This window comes from Cupriavidus sp. Agwp_2 (assembly GCF_040784895.1).
In the GTDB taxonomy this organism is placed as follows: Bacteria; Pseudomonadota; Gammaproteobacteria; order Burkholderiales; family Burkholderiaceae; genus Cupriavidus.
Map to the genome: position 1 here is coordinate 744,578 of NZ_CP088085.1, position 15,952 is coordinate 760,529.

General features: G+C 60.4%; 13 protein-coding genes and 4 pseudogenes. 11 read left to right on the plus strand and 6 right to left on the minus strand.

Annotated features, from left to right (window positions below):
* Positions 1-103: 103 nt before the first annotated feature.
* Positions 104-759, plus strand: a pseudogene (locus tag LPA45_RS34315) (copper resistance protein B).
* A gap of 149 nt (positions 760-908) precedes the next feature.
* The gene (locus LPA45_RS33725) at positions 909-2,192 is read left to right on the plus strand and encodes an outer membrane beta-barrel protein (protein ID WP_367395230.1); all 1,284 of its coding nucleotides are present in this window, start codon (positions 909-911) and stop codon (positions 2,190-2,192) included.
* A 205-nt stretch (positions 2,193-2,397) separates the two neighbouring features.
* On the opposite strand, the gene LPA45_RS33730 is transcribed toward LPA45_RS33725, so the two are convergent.
* Both LPA45_RS33730 and LPA45_RS34320 read right to left on the minus strand, forming a co-directional pair.
* Complete coding sequence (locus LPA45_RS33730) at positions 2,398-2,703, minus strand: hypothetical protein (RefSeq protein ID WP_367395231.1); 306 nt, start codon at positions 2,701-2,703, stop codon at positions 2,398-2,400.
* Between the two features lie 252 nt (positions 2,704-2,955).
* Positions 2,956-3,203: pseudogene (locus tag LPA45_RS34320) on the minus strand (efflux RND transporter permease subunit); the annotation flags it as partial.
* On the opposite strand from LPA45_RS34320, the pseudogene LPA45_RS33735 reads away from it, so the two are divergent.
* The 4 genes and pseudogenes from LPA45_RS33735 to LPA45_RS33750 form a co-directional block, all read left to right on the plus strand.
* Positions 3,202-3,891: pseudogene (locus LPA45_RS33735) on the plus strand (DDE-type integrase/transposase/recombinase); the annotation flags it as partial. The pseudogenes LPA45_RS34320 and LPA45_RS33735 overlap by 2 nt on opposite strands.
* Before the next feature lie 721 nt (positions 3,892-4,612).
* The gene (gene copK, locus LPA45_RS33740) at positions 4,613-4,897 is read left to right on the plus strand and encodes a periplasmic Cu(I)/Cu(II)-binding protein CopK (protein ID WP_367395232.1); all 285 of its coding nucleotides are present in this window, start codon (positions 4,613-4,615) and stop codon (positions 4,895-4,897) included.
* Positions 4,898-6,064: 1,167 nt separating this feature from the next.
* Entirely contained in the window at positions 6,065-6,394 is a 330-nt protein-coding gene (locus tag LPA45_RS33745) for a CzcE family metal-binding protein (protein ID WP_367395353.1), read from the plus strand.
* 225 nt (positions 6,395-6,619) lie between these two features.
* Positions 6,620-6,805: pseudogene (locus tag LPA45_RS33750) on the plus strand (integrase); the annotation flags it as partial.
* A gap of 295 nt (positions 6,806-7,100) precedes the next feature.
* Here the strand turns inward: LPA45_RS33750 and LPA45_RS33755 are convergent.
* The gene (locus tag LPA45_RS33755; protein WP_367395233.1) at positions 7,101-7,367 is read right to left on the minus strand and encodes a hypothetical protein; all 267 of its coding nucleotides are present in this window, start codon (positions 7,365-7,367) and stop codon (positions 7,101-7,103) included.
* A gap of 444 nt (positions 7,368-7,811) precedes the next feature.
* A complete protein-coding gene (locus LPA45_RS33760) occupies positions 7,812-8,831 on the minus strand; it encodes an IS30 family transposase (RefSeq protein ID WP_367395234.1) in 1,020 nt (339 codons plus the stop codon).
* A 100-nt stretch (positions 8,832-8,931) separates the two neighbouring features.
* Here LPA45_RS33760 and LPA45_RS33765 point away from each other — a divergent pair, with 100 nt between their 5' ends.
* The 4 genes from LPA45_RS33765 to LPA45_RS33780 all read left to right on the plus strand — a co-directional run bounded on the left by LPA45_RS33765 (position 8,932) and on the right by LPA45_RS33780 (position 11,626).
* Positions 8,932-9,342: a CzcE family metal-binding protein gene (locus LPA45_RS33765; protein WP_367395235.1), complete on the plus strand. Its 411-nt coding sequence runs from the start codon at positions 8,932-8,934 to the stop codon at positions 9,340-9,342.
* A 47-nt stretch (positions 9,343-9,389) separates the two neighbouring features.
* The gene (locus LPA45_RS33770) at positions 9,390-9,734 is read left to right on the plus strand and encodes a CzcE family metal-binding protein (protein WP_367395236.1); all 345 of its coding nucleotides are present in this window, start codon (positions 9,390-9,392) and stop codon (positions 9,732-9,734) included.
* A gap of 123 nt (positions 9,735-9,857) precedes the next feature.
* Positions 9,858-10,202, plus strand: a complete 345-nt coding sequence (locus tag LPA45_RS33775) for a CzcE family metal-binding protein (RefSeq protein ID WP_367395237.1) — start codon at positions 9,858-9,860, stop codon at positions 10,200-10,202.
* A gap of 365 nt (positions 10,203-10,567) precedes the next feature.
* Positions 10,568-11,626: a porin gene (locus LPA45_RS33780; RefSeq protein WP_376790700.1), complete on the plus strand. Its 1,059-nt coding sequence runs from the start codon at positions 10,568-10,570 to the stop codon at positions 11,624-11,626.
* A gap of 128 nt (positions 11,627-11,754) precedes the next feature.
* On the opposite strand, the gene LPA45_RS33785 is transcribed toward LPA45_RS33780, so the two are convergent.
* Both LPA45_RS33785 and LPA45_RS33790 read right to left on the minus strand, forming a co-directional pair.
* A complete protein-coding gene (locus LPA45_RS33785) occupies positions 11,755-13,149 on the minus strand; it encodes a heavy metal sensor histidine kinase (RefSeq protein WP_367395239.1) in 1,395 nt (464 codons plus the stop codon).
* A complete protein-coding gene (locus LPA45_RS33790; protein WP_367395240.1) occupies positions 13,146-13,832 on the minus strand; it encodes a heavy metal response regulator transcription factor in 687 nt (228 codons plus the stop codon). Before LPA45_RS33790 ends, LPA45_RS33785 begins: the two co-directional genes overlap by 4 nt.
* A 202-nt stretch (positions 13,833-14,034) precedes the next feature.
* On the opposite strand from LPA45_RS33790, the gene LPA45_RS33795 reads away from it, so the two are divergent.
* On the plus strand, positions 14,035-15,927 hold the full coding sequence (locus LPA45_RS33795) for a copper resistance system multicopper oxidase (protein ID WP_367395241.1): 1,893 nt from the start codon (positions 14,035-14,037) through the stop codon (positions 15,925-15,927).
* Positions 15,928-15,952 lie beyond the last annotated feature (25 nt).

The window sequence follows — 15,952 nt, forward strand, 5'->3', positions numbered from 1 at the left end:
TTGATGTTCGTCGGAATGTGAGGATCCTCTCTTTTCAGAGTCCCACATCTGGTAGGTGGGGGCGTTCATTCCATTTGTCGCCGCCGTGCTCGCTTCCGCAGGCATGAGCGTCGCATGGGCGCAGCACTCCCACACGACAGACCGCCAGGCCGAGTCCACGTCGTCTGGTGCAACGGAAGAAGCCAAGGCCACCTCGCAACCGAAATCCACGGGCAAAGCGGGCGGTATGGAAGGCATGGATCACGGCTCGATGCAGGGCATGGACCACGGCGACATGAACATGCAAGGCGGAAGCGCCCCGCCAGATGCCCGCGACCCACCCGGCGCTCAACCCGCGCAGCAGGACAGCTGCGTCACATCCTTGGCAATGGCCCGGCGCGGACGTGAGGGGCCTTTGGCGTACAAAGCCTCGCACCATACTGGTTCGACAAAGAAGCCACGGCTTACGTGGGCGCCTCCGGACGCGCTGCGGCCCGGTTGCGCGCGACCTACGACATCCGTTTCACGCAACGCCTGCTTCTGACGCCGGACTTCGAGGCGAATGCCTACAGCAAGACTGACGAGGCGCGCGGCATCGGTAGCGGCCTGTCGGACCTGAAGATCGGGTTGCGCCTGCGCTATGAAATCCGACGGCAGTTCGCCCTCTACATCGGCGTGGTTTAGGGCAAGAAGTTGGGCAATACCGCAGACCTGGCGCGAACTGCCGGTGAGCGGACCACCGACAAGCAAATCGTCGCCGGCGTGCGAATCTGGTTCTGAGCTTGCCGGGCAAACGCCCGGAGCAGTCCCTTAATGGTCTATTGTTCTAAACATTGGCGGTGGTGGCTCTTTTGGCGCAGCAAGAATCGGTTGCACGCCCCCAGTCGGCTGCCCATGCCGACACGCTACGCGCATGAGGATCGACCGCCATGAAAACGCTGAGCGCTTTACTCCTGCTGCCGACGCTTGTCAATATGGCGCCGGCCTATGCTCAGAGCCCTGAGACCGCGGAAAAGCCCTCCGCGCCGACAACGCCATCCTGGCCAGTCGCGAGCATCTGGATGCCAAGCGACGCGAAAGACTTGGGCGCCATCACTGGACAAAGCTGGCTCTCCGGTGTGAAGTTCCGGGGATGGATCGATGGCTACTACGTAGCAAACCACAATCGTCCCGATCGTGCCACGGTCAATGCAAACCAGAGCGCCTCGGTTGTAAAAGGACAGAACGTGAGCATCGAAGGCCGTACCTTCGACGTTCAGCGTTCCCGTGCCAAGTTATCTCTGGCGGAAATCGAGATCGAAAAAATCCCCGAGTTCGGCGGCTTCGGATTCAAGCTTGATCTTGCGGTCGGCGAATCCCAGAACATCATCAACGACACCATTCGCGGGGCAATTGGGCCGGATGCCTCGCAAAGCGTGATCAACGGCCCAAGCCGGAACATCCAGCATGCCTCGTTAAGCTACATAGTGCCGGTCGGGAAGGGCCTGCGCATCGACGTCGGCAAGCTGGTCACCCATATCGGCGCCGAAACCATCGAGACTGCCAAGAATTGGAACTATTCGCATACCTTCTTCTATACGTACGGTATTCCATTCCAGGACACCGGCGCGCGTTTCAACTATGCCTGGAGCGACACCTTGTACACGGAACTCTATGTTCTGCAAGGCTGGAATGTGGTGCGAGACAACAACTCCGGTAAGACCTGGGGCCCGAGCGTGGGCTGGACGCCGCTACCATGGCTATCAGTCGTTGCCAATTACCTGGAAGGCCCCGAGCAGAACAACAACAACTCGAACAAGCGAAGGCTGTTCGATGCGCAGGTCATCATCGGCCCGCTCTTTGACCGGTTGACGTTCATGCTGAACTACGACCGCGGTACGGAACAGCGGGTGCCGCCTGCAAACATTTCGGACGCACGCTGGCAGGGGATGACGCTCTACGCCAGGTACAAGATCAATGACATGTTTGAGCCAGCGCTTCGCATCGAAGAGTACCGAGATCCAGACGGGTTCACGACAGGCGTCTCGCAGAAGCTGCGAGGTTATACGCTGACGTGGAACACGAAACTTACCCTGCCCCGTTCCAACATCATGATGGTTCGGCCTGAGATTCGTTATGACCGGTCCAGCGAAAACTTTTACACGAAAGGGGGCAGTTTCCGTAGCCGGACGTCGCAACTTACATACGGCGTTGGGGTCACATTTATCTTTTAGGCTCAGCGGCCGGCGGGTGCGCCTCACCCACTTCGCGGCCCCAAAGGACGTGTCACGCTGACCGCCGCGACTCCGAACGCGTCGCTCGTCACCGCAAGCGCTACCACCAGCAGGAGACGCTTTTAGGGAGCGGCTTGCCCCTTTCGGCAGGTGTCTCCAGGTCGATCATGCGTGCTGAACTCTTGGCCGGGCCGTCTTCACCCCCTCAGCAGTTCTTAGCGACTGCCTCTTGATACTTGCGCATGCGCACCTTGTTTTCGTAGGGCGTGGTCTGGGCGCGTGGTCCATGGTCCAGCGGCAGTATCGGCTTCTTGACTGCGCAAACCTTGGCGTCCGTCTTTACCTCCCTGGGTTGCGTCGGTAAGGCCATCGTCGTTGGTTGCGGCTGAGATCGCGGCTCTTGGGCATTCCCGGGGGAAAGCTCAAGAGCGTTGAAGTCTTGGCTGGCAGCAGCGGAAAACGAAACCGTGACGAGCATAAGCGTCGCCATCGCCTTGACGGTCCTGGACATGATCGTCCCCATGATCCTACTTTGGGCAACGGCACCATGCTTCCAAGCCTTTGTGGCCAGCAAAGCTTGGCAACACGCGGAATTCAACACTGCCCCTCCACTTACCCTGATCCTGAGCGTGCCTTGGCCAAAACCGTCATCATGCGATACACGGCGCCCTGCATTTATCGCCTCAGAGAGGTCTTCCACAGGGAGTATCTCCCGCTGCCGCGCGCTCGCCATCGCCCTTCAAGCGCCTGCTCGAGAGAGCGACATCACGACACCGGTTTCCGCCACCACGCCCACCAAGGCGATGAAACCTACAGCCGCAGCCACGCTCCTGTGTATCCGAAGAGATATCTCGGCCAGATGCCGCAAACAAGTGAGAACCGGACGGAAAGCATGACGATCAAGGTTTCTGTGGGCTGCCTGGAATTCAAGTATAGGAGCGTGAACACAATCAGGCTCGTGGGAGCTACTACGATCGCGAGCCGCGCCTTGGAGCGCTCCATATAATCGTACTTCCGGTTTGCTCTTAGCCTTGGCGACATTGAGGAGTTGCCGATTGAGCGCGGCGTGGTCGTCGGTTAGAGACCTCCACTGGAGCGACAAGTTTGGGGCAACTTTCGCCCGCTGCGCCAAAGCCGCGCACTTCAAGCCCGGTTCCACCTGGCATCTGGACGAATGTTCGTCACGCTACGCGGCGAGCCGTAGCTGTGGCGAACGGTCGATCAGCACGGCGCCGAACTCGACATCCTGCTGCAGAAACAGTGCGATAAGGCAGCAGCGGAACGGTTCTTCAAGCGCGTGCTGGCCGCCTGTACCGAAGCGCCGAGCAGGATCGTCACGAACCAGTAGCGTAGCTACCCCGCCGCCAAAGGCGGAGATCCCGAGTTCAAGCAGGTCAAGCACCTTTTTCGTGAAGACCAGTGCGCGCGTGAACAACGCCAGCCACCAGCTGACACGCGAGCGAGAGCGCCGCAATGTGCGGATTCCGGGCACCCGAACGCACGCAGTCCTGTCGAGCTTTGGCCCGATCCGCCAGCATTTCGCGCTCAAGCGGCATCTTATGATGCCGCCTCGCGTAATCGGAAGCAACTCCCCGCGCGCTTTGCCGCTTGGCATCGCCTCACCGAGCTCGCCCAAGATTCGGTCCATCGCTTCCTACAGCGCTTCAGGTTCCTATTGCATCCGCTCACGCTAAGTTGACAGCGCCGCTGCGATCATCTCCGTCAAGAACGGGGTCGTTGGCCGCTCACATTGCGCCAACGCTGCGCGTGGATAACAGTAACCTTTCCGGGGGATTACATTTCGTATCATGCCTTCGAGCGCGGCGGCAAGCCTTCCAATATCGCTTATGCTGCATGTAGCGGACTGGGACGTCGCGCCGCCGCTATCCACACGCCATTCTTCGACAGCATGACGCACAGGCCGGTCAACTCGTCCAGGAACGAAGCATGACTGTGGGGAGGTTCCTCGTCCTGCTTAGCGGCGCGGTGTTGGGGATGATGCCGGGTCCAAGCCTGGCCATCCGTCTTGCCTTGGCGCCCATGAGCGCTATCGGGAATGACTTGCGCCTACGGTGCCAGAAGGTGCCAGGCTCTGCTCCGATCGAGGCGCACTCGTGCGGTATCCAGGGCCTCATAGTTTGCACGCCGCCTCATGCCGAGCAGGCGAACAGGGAGAAACTCCAGTATGCGCTTGCCGTGAACCCGAGACGCCGGCTGTTCAAGCATCGCGGCAGCGCTTCAGGAAACTCGCAGCCAACCCAATCATCACGAGATCAGCAGCGCTCGAAACGTGACTGCGGGCAGGCCCGCCCTGCTTCACCGCCCCAGCGCTGACATTTCTCCGTCTCTGTGATCTCGCACCTTGCCAGTCCGGGGGCGATCAGTTGTACGTTGTGTTATGGAACCAAGGAGGCCTTAAGATGAAAAGCAAACTTGCCGTTGCCACACTGATTGGCGCGCTATCGTTTACCGCTGCCGCGGTGGACCAGAGTAACGTCGTCAAAACCTATGAGCTCAAGGACGGCTCAAAGGTCCATGTCTTCAAAGATGGGAAGATGGGCATGGAGAACAAGTTCGGCAAGGCCGTGAACATGCGCGAAGGCAAGGTCATGGAAACCAAGGACGGCAGCAAGATCCTCATGAAGGGAAACGAGGTGTTCCGCCTTGACGATGCACTGATCAAGGGGCATCGCGAAGGCGGCTAGGAGGTAGACGCCGGCCCGAATGGCCACAGCGGAAGCGGTCGTGAGCGGGCGCCGACCGGTTCCGCTCCTCGGCTGGCGGTTCGTGACACCGTCGATATGACGCCCCTCATTGCCTTATTGCCCTCGCGTACACGGACACGCTCAACGGCTTGGCTGCCTGCAGCATCAAGGCATGGCGACCATGTCCGGCAATCCGAAACGAAACAGGTCGGGTGCCGGGCATCGGCTGACCTGCGTCATCCTGGGAAATCACAATGGTAACGACGGCCGGTTCTTCGCCGGCATTCTGCAAGACCAGCACACAGCCTTCCCCCGTGACAAGCTGTCGTCTCCACGTCGAACTGGCCTGACCCGTAGCATCGATGACCCACTGTGCCGGACGCGACTCCACCCCTAGCATGGGATTGGGCAAGAAGGCGGAAGGCCAGCGATCGAGATCGACGATTGGCACGTGTGCCGACACTGAAGCGCTGGCGACGGCAAGCAATGCCGCGAAACCTGCTCGGATGAGGTTAAATTTCGGTCGCCCCAGTTGGGGCGATGCGAGCGACGGTGTGCTAGACATATGGAGACGTTTTCCGACTATGCCGATACCAGACGAAATCGCCTAGCAGAGTTCGCGACGGCGTCCATGGTTTCCTGCGACAAAGCAGGGAATTTAAGACTCTGAGCCTGACCGTCCCATTACCAAAAGATTACAAGCCTTCTTGCCTCCGGCACCTCATCGGTATAACTCAGGAATCTTTCGTACCATGCGTGGACCACCCAAAGCTCGCTCTTGACGCCATACCTTGGTGAAGCCCATTTAGCGCCTGACGCGCTGATCCTCCGTGGAAGCGGAAGAGGATTGCGTCACAGCATGCCGCCCTCGGTAGTTCACGCAGGCTTTAAAGATATGCTGGCTCAGGTGGCAAAGGGAATATCTTCGGCGACAATTGTGCGGGGCGAAAAAGTAATGTCCTGGTCATCATATCGTTGGCATCGGCCAATTTAGGCAAAGACATCTCGATTGTCTTGAACGGGGCCAATCATGAGCATGAAGAAAACAATACTTACCGCACTCGTACTCTCATTCCTTGGCGCCTCCTCGGCGCGGGGGCCGACAAGTGGCTAGGTGATGGAGGCGATAACTGGCTCGAGCATATACGCGAGCAGGAACCAGCCGCCATGACGCCCGTAAACCAGACGCCCACACTTTTCGGGAGTCCAGCGCCCGTTGAGTCAGCCTCTCGGCGCGTGACGCTGACACCAGGGATAAGAACTTTGCGAGTCGCGTCTGGGGAAACCGTTGCCTTCCGCGCCGGCAATCGGACTGTCGGCTGGACGTTCCTGGAGGCTATCGGAGGAACGTCGGCGTTAACCGGAGCAAGTTCCTTACCGGCAGTTAGTCGAGTCAGCATCAGGTATGGCCATTTTCCGGTAGTGAACACCTCCTCCCGCTCCCGAGAGTTCCGCACACGGCTAGCGGCGGGAGGATTTTCCATGACAAATCGGTAATGGTCGCGTCATTCAATTTGCAGTCCACGCCTGGGGTTGCGTGAATGACTTAATCGCGTTCGCGGCCGTTGTCGACGCAATTCCAGCCGTCTCTGGTCTAGACGACCGACCACGATACTGGCACGACAAACTTCGTGCGGATTAACGGTACGACTTCGCGAGTGGCCGCCGATGCTGCCCGAGCGCATCTAAAAGTGCCTGCAGGCCTGTGCGGCGCTGGCCAGGATCGACGCGCCGGGACTCGGCGTACACGGCCTGCGCGCCACCGCCGACACTAATGCGCTCGAGCACGCCGCCGACATCGCCCGGGTGTAGGCTTGGCTGGACCATGCCAACATCGCCACCACCCGGCTCTACGACCGCCGGCACAGCCGGGCCGAGGACTCACCGACGTTCAAGGTCTCGTACTGATCTGCGCCGGCCTTGGCAGAGGTGACAGTGTAAAGAGCGCTGGGAATGCAGGTCTCAGGCGCACCCCTGAGTCAGTCGCAGAAGGCTGGATTCGCGACGAGCGCCCGCAGGGGGGTCACGCGTATCCGCCAGTGTGTGTACAACTCGATCCAGCCACGCGCCCATTGCGCGAATGGCCGGTCAACTCCAGCTGTGATCGCGTCTACACGGTCGGCGTCGGACACTTACGATCACACTGTCGAGCCAGTCGAAATTAGGTGGGTCCGCCTGGAGGTGGGCGCCCCGAACATCCTAGTTACAGCGGGGCGCCATCGGAAGAAGACACATACCTTCCGGCCTTCGCGCCATCGGTGTACGGGTCGAACTTGCCGACCTTCGCGCCATCGGTGTATGGGTCGAACTTGCCGGCCTTCGCGCCATCGGTGTACGGGTCGAACTTGCCGGCCTTTGCGCCATCGGTGTACGGGTCGAACTTGCCGGCCTTTGCAAACGCGGGGGCGGCGGAGAGGGCACCTGTAAGGGTGACAGTGGCGGCAATCAGAGCGAAACGTTGGATTGTCATGATATTTCTCCTTCAGTTCTCCACTCGGCCTCTATCCAGCCTCGTAAACAACTCTAGCAAGTCGGGACCCACACAAGCATGATGCTCGCATTACGAATCCGTCATGGAAGGTGTCTCGTGCCAGTCTTTCCCGCGAGGCGTGCACGAGACGCTGAAGCGCACCGCACTGAGCACAATTCCAATCGGTCTTCCCGCTGCACGCCGCCATCCAGGAATGTCCAGGTCACCGTCTGATTGCGAGACTGCGGCTACGATCTGGCCCCCCAATTCCGAGCAACACCTGCGCGCGCTGCAGCGACAGCCTATGTTTCGAGCACACGAAGCACACCTAGCCATGTGGGCAAACTCGCTTCGTGTCATGAATGTAATGCCCGGGTAACGATATCGTGGTCGTGGGGGTTCATTAAACGGCGGTTTCAAGTGCGAAGTGCAACACCCTGCAGGTTATTGAACAGGAAGCTGGTCTGAGGGATTACCCAGAACCTGAGCGAGGACTTGCAATGGGTTGTGCCAGTTAAGGGTTTTGCGAGGCCGGGTGTTGAGACTGTCAGCGATGGCATCAAGCTCCTCCTGAGAGTGGACGGACAGGTCGGTGCCCTTGGGCAAGTACTGGCGCAGCAGACCGTTGGTGTTCTCGCAGGAGCCGCGCTGCCAGGGGCTGTGCGGGTCGCAGAAGTACACGCGCACGCCGGTGGCAGCGCTGAGTTCGGCGTGCCGAGCCATCTCACGGCCCTGGTCGTAGGTCAGCGTCTGGCGCAGCGGCGCGACCAGGGATTGCAGCTTGGCGGTGAAGCCCGCCAAGGCCGAAGCAGCAGTAGCGTCGGGCATCTTGACCAGCAGTACGGCGCGGCTCATGCGCTCTACCAGCACGCCCACGGCAGATTGGTTGCCCGCGCCCTTGATGAGGTCACCCTCCCAGTGCCCTGGCATCAGCCGGTCGTTGACCTCGGGCGGGCGCACATGGATGCTGACCATGTCGGGAATCTGGCCGCGCCGGTCAGTGCCACGTGAGCGCGGCAGGCGCTTGGCGCGGCCTTGGCGCAGGCAGGCGATAAGCTGGCGGCGCAGTTCACCTCGCGGATAGGCGTAGATGGCGTTGTAGATGGTCTCGTGGGACACGTTGCGGTCGGGCTCGTCAGGAAAGGCGCGCTTGAGCGTAGCGGAGATTTCCTGGGGCGACCACTTCTGGTCAAGGAAGTGGCGCACCACGCCCCACAATACGCTATCAGGAGCAAGCTTAGCGGCTGGACGGCTGGCCTTGAGGCGTTGCGTACGGCAGGCTTGCGCGCTCATTGCGCCATAGCCGCCACGGGCGGTGGTATTGCGGCGAAGCTCACGCACCAGTGTCGAAGGCGCGCGGCCAAGCCTGCGAGCCATAGCTCGCAGGCTGACATCTTCTGCCTTCCAAATCTCGATGCGCATGCGTTCTTCGGGTTGTAGTTGTTGGTACTTCGTTCTTGTCATTCACCACACCTTACCGAATGGCAAGGTGTTGCACTTCAGATTTGAGGCCGCCAACTATATTTAGATAAAGAAATTCTCAAGTCTTGAATGGAGCCATATCTTGAATACCAAGAAGGTAATCACTACACTTGCACTCTTATTCCTTGGGGTTTCCTCGGCGTGGAGTGCCGATAAGTGGCGAGGTGACGGAGGCGATAACTGGCTCGAGCATGTGCGTGAGCAAAAATCAGCCTCGATGACGCCGGTGAACCAGACGCCCGCGCTGTTTGGCAGCCCAGCTCCTATCGGCACGGCGACCCGAACCATTACGCTGACGCCTGGGATGAAGTATGCGAGAGTCGAATCAGGCGAGACTGTTGCCTTCCGCGCTGGTAACAAGACGGTAGGGGGGACGTTCTTGGAGGCAATCGGCGGTAAGACGGTCGATATGAGCTTCATCTTCCCGGACCTGCCGGAAGCGAAGGGCATCCTCGTCATCGTTGAGCCGAGCACACTGTATCGAGGGGGCTAACTTCAATTTTCTCTGGCAGTACACAGAGGGGTATAAGGGGAACAATCATGAAGACCAAGCAAGCTTTCCTCATTGCGTTCGCGGTCTCGGTCCTCGGCATTGCCTCGGCATGTGCGCCTTTGCCACCGGCGAGTGCCGCACTCTTCGGCAGCGCCGCTCCCGTCGACGCGGCATCCCGAACCATTTCGCTGACGCCCGGCATGAAGCATCTGAGAGTCGACTCAGGTGAGACCATTGCTTTCCGCGCCGGTAGCAAGACGGTCGGCTGGACCTTCATGGAGGCAATTGGGGGAAGGTCATCGGTTGAGCTGAGCGTCATCTTCCCGGACCTCCCGGAAGCGAAGGGCATCAGGGTCATCATCGCGCCGAGCCCGCTCTATAGGGGCAGCTGATCTGCCTGCGCTGAAGGCAAGGGGACGACGTGAAAAAGTAATCCTCCCGTAAGAATATCGTTATCTTTGTCTCCTAGACTTTTTATAGGAGGCGCATTTGCGAATCCCTTGATGGAGCTAATCATGAATACCAACCAAGCTCTCCTCAACGTGCTAACGCTTTCATTGGTCGGCCTCGCCTCAGCATGTACGTCGATGACGCCGACGCAAACAGCCGCTCTCTTCGGAAGCCCTGCGCCCGTCCCGACCGCGAGCCGGTCAATTACACTGACCCCAGGCATGAAATATGTCAAAGTGGACTCAGGTGAAACCGTCGCATTCAAGACAGGCAGTCAGACGGTGGCCTGGACATTCCTAGAAGCAATCCATGGCACCTCAGTGCAGATGAGTGTAATCTTCCCAGATGTACCTGAAGCTCGTGGAATCCAGGTCCACATTGAACGGAGCAAGTTCCTTACGGGTGGCTAGTCGAGCAAGCAATGGCTCGCGTCCATCTCCCGATGGAGCGAGCGTTTCTCACTCCCGCAAAAAACTCCTAGGTTGGCGGGGGTTTTCTTTTTCTTTTAGATGGGGCGTTAGGAATCCGCATACAAGCCGCCTTTGCGCCACCTAGAGTAGTACATCCTGTGGCAGCGCGAGCGAGTGAGGCGCTATCGAGCTCTGCGACGACACCGGCATCCCACAAAGGGGGAATGAGACATGGCGGCGGCGCTCAAGTTTCGCGGGCAGGCTCAATGTAACTTTCCCGCAATGTCGCGGTAATCTTCGTCTCTCTAGACTCCTGTTGAATTCCAAAAACGTGTCGAATTGGAGACGCCATGAGAAGAACAGGAATGACCGCCGCAGGCATGCTGCTGGGATCGCTGTCGCTTGGCACTTATGCTCAGTCAAGTGTCACGCTGTATGGCGTGGCCGATGCCGGGATCGAATACTTGTCGAACGCGCCGTCATCAAGCGGCGGTAGCAAGCTGGTGCGCATGTCCGCCGGCAACCTGTCGACCTCGCGCTGGGGCCTGCGGGGAACCGAGGATCTGGGTGGCGGCCTGAAGGCCGTGTTCGAGCTCGAGAGCGGCTTCTCGCTCGATACCGCCCAGTTGAGCAACGCCGGCCGCTTGTTTGACCGCGGCGCCCAGGTGGGTCTGTCCAGCCCGTACGGTCAGCTGACCTTGGGGCGTCAGACAACGGTGCTCTACGATACGGCCATCCAGTTTGATCCAATGGGATTCGCGCCGCGATACTCGCTCTACAAGAGCGATGACACCATTGCCGGCCGCGCGGACAATTCCATCAAGTACAAGGGGACTTTTGGCGGTCTGACCGCCATGGCGCTCTACAGCTTCGGGCGCACCAATGGCGGCGAAGTCCCCGGCGAGCCAAAGGTGGACAGGGAGATGAGCGCGGGCCTGGTGTATGCGTTCGGGCCGTTTTCAGTGGGTGCCCTTTACGACGAATACCGGGGCCCAACGGTGGCCTCGCAAGGGCTGAAGGACCGGCGTGCGCTCGTGGGCGTGAGTTATGGGATCGGTCCCGCGAAGCTGTACGCCGGCTACCGCTGGCTCAACGGCAATATCTCGGCCTCCGCCACCGACACTCGCTCCAACCTGTATTGGGCAGGCCTACGCTATCAGCTGACCTCGGCCTTGTCCCTTACTGGCGTGGCGTACTATACGGATGTGCGTGGCTCCGGGGCGGATCCGCTGATGTTTGTGGCATCCACCGATTACGCCTTCTCCAAGCGCACCGACGTGTACTTCAACGTCGGCTACGTGCGCAACAAGGGGGGCTCGCAGCTCGGGCTGAACGGCTTCAACGCCAGCAGTGGCGCGCCCGTCAATGTGGCGCCGGGAGACAATCAGACCGGCGTGGTGCTGGGCGTGCGGCATAAGTTCTGAGCGCAAGCCATCGATGGCCAACCGGTTGAAAGGTCCTTTTACCGAAGGACCAGTAGCCACGGCGTTGCGCCGTGGCTATTTTTACATTTGGCCTCACCCGATGCTGGCGCCGCCGGGGCAAAAGGCGGCTAGCTGCGAGCCTCGCTGCGCTGGCGCGGAAACGTCAAGACGAAACGCGTCTTACCGCCGGACGATTCGGCCGAGATCTGGCCGCCGTGCGCGACCATGATGGCTTGCGTGATGGACAGGCCCAAGCCCACGCTATCGGAGTCCGCCCGGGTCCGTGACTTGTCCGCGCGGAAGAAGCGATCGAAGAGCGAGGGCAGCAACTCGGCGCTGATCTCCTCGCCTTCGTTCTCCACCACGATGGTGGTGTGGCCCGCCTGCTCGCGCGCCGCCACGACAATCTGCTTGCCCGGGGGCGTATAGCGCAGCGCGTTGGACAGCAGGTTGCTGAGCGCGCGACGCAGCATCAGGCGGTCGCCAGCAATTTTTGCCTGCCCCTGCAGTCGCAGGTTTACGCCCTTGTCCTCCGCCAGTGCGTCATAGAAGTCGAACAGCGCCTGCACTTCTTCGGCCACGTTGATCGCTTCCTCGTTGGGCAGCATGATGCCGTGCTCCATCTTTGCCAGGTACAGCATGTCGGAGACCATCCGCCCAAGCCGTTGCAACTCCTCCGCATTGGAGGCCAGGACCTCGCGGTATTTGGCTGCGTCACGGGGCTGTGCCAGCACGACATGGGTCTGGGTCATCAGGTTGGTAATCGGCGTGCGCAGTTCGTGGGCCAGGTCGGAAGAGAATTCCGACAATCGTCGAAAGTCATCCTGCAACCGTTCCAGCATCGCGTTCAACGTTGCGGCCAGATCCGCCATCTCGACCGGCACGGCTTCCACCGGCATGCGCGCGTCCAGCTTGTTTGCGGTGACGCCCTTGGCACGCGACGCCATCATGCGCAACGGTGCCAGCCCGCGTCGCGCGGCCCACCAGCCAAAGAGGCCGCTGGCCACGACCGCCAGGGTCATATAAAACGCCAGCGATTGGCGGAATGCATGCATGAAATGCGCATGGATTTCCGTGTCCATGCCGACGACGACGGTCAATGGCCCAATCCGCGGGTCGGCCGCGTTCACCCGCGCGCGCATGCCGCGATACTCCTGCTCGCCTTGCTGCCAGATGAAGGTATTGTCACGCGCTGATTGGCTGGGGATCGCCTCGAAGGCGACCCCGAAATCGAAACCTTGGGTGGCATACAGACTGCGCCCCTGGGCAGTCTGCACCTGCGCGACAAAGCCAGGATGGTGATCGGCCATTTCCTTAAGCCGCTCGGGCAATCGCTCGGCCGGCGTTTCCCGAGCAATCTTTTGAATCAGGCGGATATTGTCACCGAGCACCACATAGTCCTCGGTGGCGAAGTGGCGGTCCATCGCCAGCCAGATGAACACGCCCAGCCCAAGCAACACCACCGCAGACGAGAGCGAAAACAAAATGGTCAGGCGCATCGTCAACGACAGGCGATGCTTCATTCCTGCTCCTCCGGCACTTCGAGGACGTAGCCCATCCCGCGAACGGTCTGAATCAGCTTGGTCTCGAAATCGTCATCGATTTTGGCTCGCAAGCGGCGAATGGCCACATCAATCACATTACTGTCGCTGTCAAAGTTCATGTCCCAGACTTGGGAGGCAATCAATGAGCGTGGCAGGACCTCACCTCGCCTGCGGGCGAGTAGCTCGAGCAGTGCAAACTCCTTGCTGGTCAGCGCAATGCGGCGACCGGCACGAGACGCCCGACGCCTGCTCAGATCCAGCACCAGGTCGCCCACCTGAATGCGGTCCATCGCCAGCTGTACGGTACCGCGACGCAATAGCGTGCGGACCCGGGCCAGCAATTCCGAGAAAGCGAAGGGCTTCACCAGGTAGTCGTCAGCGCCCAGCTCCAACCCCCTGACCCGGTCGGCCACGCTGTCGCGGGCGGTCAGGAACAAGACCGGGACCGGGTTGTCCGCGGCACGAATGGCCTGCAGAATGCGCCAGCCATCGAGATCCGGTAGCATGACGTCGAGGATAATCAGGTCGTACGACTCGTTGAGCGCCAGGTGCTGTCCGTCAAGCCCGTTGGCAACCAAGTCGACCACGAACCCGGCCTCGGTCAGCCCCTGGCGCAGGTACTCGCCGGTCTTGGATTCATCTTCCACCACCAGCAGCTTCATCTTCGAGCCCTCCCCCTGTTCTTTCGGATTGTGTGCCAGCCCGTTGGGCCAGCTCTATACGGGGTAGTCTACCCAGACGCTCTGCGAGTAACCTCGACCTTACGTGAATGTAATGTTTGGGTAAGTTGACGGTAGCCTCGCTCTCGTTACTCTCTTGCTGCCGCCTTCGAACGCGGCCATTCGAGCAAAAAAGGACTATTTCATGCGACGTGATCGACCGTCTGGCCTTGTGCTGCCTAACCTGCCGCGCCGCCGTTTTGTACAGGGTCTGGCCGCCGGCGGCGTGATGGCGGGACTGTCTGGTCTTGGCGCTAGCGCCTGGGCGCAGGCGTCAGAGCGGCCGACAAATGCCTCATACGGCACAGCACCAGTGCTGCGCGGGACCGAATTCGACCTCGTGATTGGCGAGTCGGTGGTCAACTTCACCGGCACCCCGCGGGTGGCGACCACCATCAACGGCATGTTGCCGGGGCCCACGCTGCGCTGGCGGCAAGGCGAGACGGTGACGATTCGGGTTACGAACCGGTTGCGCGAACACACGTCGATTCATTGGCACGGGATCATCCTGCCGTTCGAGATGGACGGCGTGCCGGGCATCAGCTTTGCCGGCATCGCGCCGGGCGAAACCTTCACCTACCGCTTCAAGATCGACCAGATCGGCAGCTATTGGTATCACTCGCACTCGGGCTTCCAGGAGATGACCGGCGTGTATGGCGGCATTGTCATCGATCCCGCCACCGGCGTGGATGGCGTGCGGGCCGATCGCGATTACACGGTGCTGCTCTCGGACTGGACCGACGAAGATCCGATGCGCGTGCTGTCGAAACTGAAGATCCAGGGCGACTACTACAACTACAACCAGCCGACGGTTATCGATTTCTTCCGCGACGTCTCGAACGAGGGGATGAAGAGTGCGCTCGCCAAGCGCAAAATGTGGAACGAGATGCGTATGAACCCGACCGATCTGGCGGATCTCTCGGGTGCCACGCTGACCTACCTCACCAACGGCGTCACGCCGGCTGGCAACTGGACTGGCTTGTTCAAGCCCGGCGAGAAGGTCCGTCTGCGGTTCATTAACGGCGCGGGCAACACGTTCTACGATGTGCGCATTCCCGGCCTCAAGCTCAAGGTCACCCAGCTCGACGGGCAGAACATCGATCCGGTGACGGTGGACGAGTTCCGCTTCGGCCCGGGCGAGACCTGTGACGTGGTGGTCGAGCCTCGCGACGACGCCTATACGATCTTTTCGCAGTCGATGGACCGCACTGGCTATGCCCGCGGCACCCTGGCGACGCGCGAAGGACTAACCGCGCCGGTGCCGGCGGTCGACAAGCCGCAGTGGCTCACGATGGCAGACATGATGGGCAGCATGGGCGGGATGGATCACGGTGGCATGGGCGGGATGGATCACGGTGGCATGGCCATGCAGGGCATGAGCCACGCCGGCATGCAAGGCATGGATCATGGCTCCATGGGCGGCATGAGTCATGTGGCAATGACCATGGATCATGGCCAGCACGCCATGGGGGGCATGGATAGCATGGGCGCTGCCGCTTCGCTGAAGGTCCCCAGTACCAAGGCGCGCCACGCGAAGACCGAGTATGGCGCCACCACGGATATGCGTGTGGACATGGCGCGCACTAACCTGGATGACCCCGGCATCGGTTTGCGCAACACGGGGCGCCGCGTGCTCACGCTGGCCGACCAGCACACCATTGGCGGTCCCTTGGACAAGCGCGGACCGGGGCGCGAAGTGGAGCTGCACTTGACCGGAAACATGGAGCGGTACTCCTGGTCCATTGATGGGGTGGAGTTCGGGAAATCGACCCCGGTCCACTTCAAGTACGGCGAGCGACTGCGCGTCATTCTGCACAACGATACGATGATGACGCACCCGATGCACATGCACGGCATGTGGAGCGAACTCGAGGCGCCGGACGGCTCGTTCCAGGCGCGTCGGCATACCATTGCCGTACAGCCGGCGCAGCGCATCAGCTTCCTGGTCACTGCCGACGCATTGGGTCGGTGGGCGTGGCACTGCCACCTGATGTTGCACATGGATGCGGGGATGTTCCGCGAAGTGGTGGTGGCCTGACCTCTTAATTGAATACGCACATGCA

What these genes read in the sequence shown, in the direction of transcription:
- LPA45_RS33730 (WP_367395231.1), bottom strand. Translation starts at nt 2,703, where the DNA reads ATGTCCAGGACCGTCAAGGCGATGGCGACGCTTATGCTCGTCACGGTT.
- LPA45_RS33770 (WP_367395236.1), top strand. Translation starts at nt 9,390, where the DNA reads ATGAAGACCAAGCAAGCTTTCCTCATTGCGTTCGCGGTCTCGGTCCTC.
- LPA45_RS33790 (WP_367395240.1), bottom strand. Translation starts at nt 13,832, where the DNA reads ATGAAGCTGCTGGTGGTGGAAGATGAATCCAAGACCGGCGAGTACCTG.
- copK (WP_367395232.1), top strand. Translation starts at nt 4,613, where the DNA reads ATGAAAAGCAAACTTGCCGTTGCCACACTGATTGGCGCGCTATCGTTT.
- LPA45_RS33755 (WP_367395233.1), bottom strand. Translation starts at nt 7,367, where the DNA reads ATGACAATCCAACGTTTCGCTCTGATTGCCGCCACTGTCACCCTTACA.
- LPA45_RS33725 (WP_367395230.1), top strand. Translation starts at nt 909, where the DNA reads ATGAAAACGCTGAGCGCTTTACTCCTGCTGCCGACGCTTGTCAATATG.
- LPA45_RS33760 (WP_367395234.1), bottom strand. Translation starts at nt 8,831, where the DNA reads ATGACAAGAACGAAGTACCAACAACTACAACCCGAAGAACGCATGCGC.
- LPA45_RS33785 (WP_367395239.1), bottom strand. Translation starts at nt 13,149, where the DNA reads ATGAAGCATCGCCTGTCGTTGACGATGCGCCTGACCATTTTGTTTTCG.
- LPA45_RS33745 (WP_367395353.1), top strand. Translation starts at nt 6,065, where the DNA reads ATGACGCCCGTAAACCAGACGCCCACACTTTTCGGGAGTCCAGCGCCC.
- LPA45_RS33775 (WP_367395237.1), top strand. Translation starts at nt 9,858, where the DNA reads ATGAATACCAACCAAGCTCTCCTCAACGTGCTAACGCTTTCATTGGTC.
- LPA45_RS33795 (WP_367395241.1), top strand. Translation starts at nt 14,035, where the DNA reads ATGCGACGTGATCGACCGTCTGGCCTTGTGCTGCCTAACCTGCCGCGC.
- LPA45_RS33780 (WP_376790700.1), top strand. Translation starts at nt 10,568, where the DNA reads ATGACCGCCGCAGGCATGCTGCTGGGATCGCTGTCGCTTGGCACTTAT.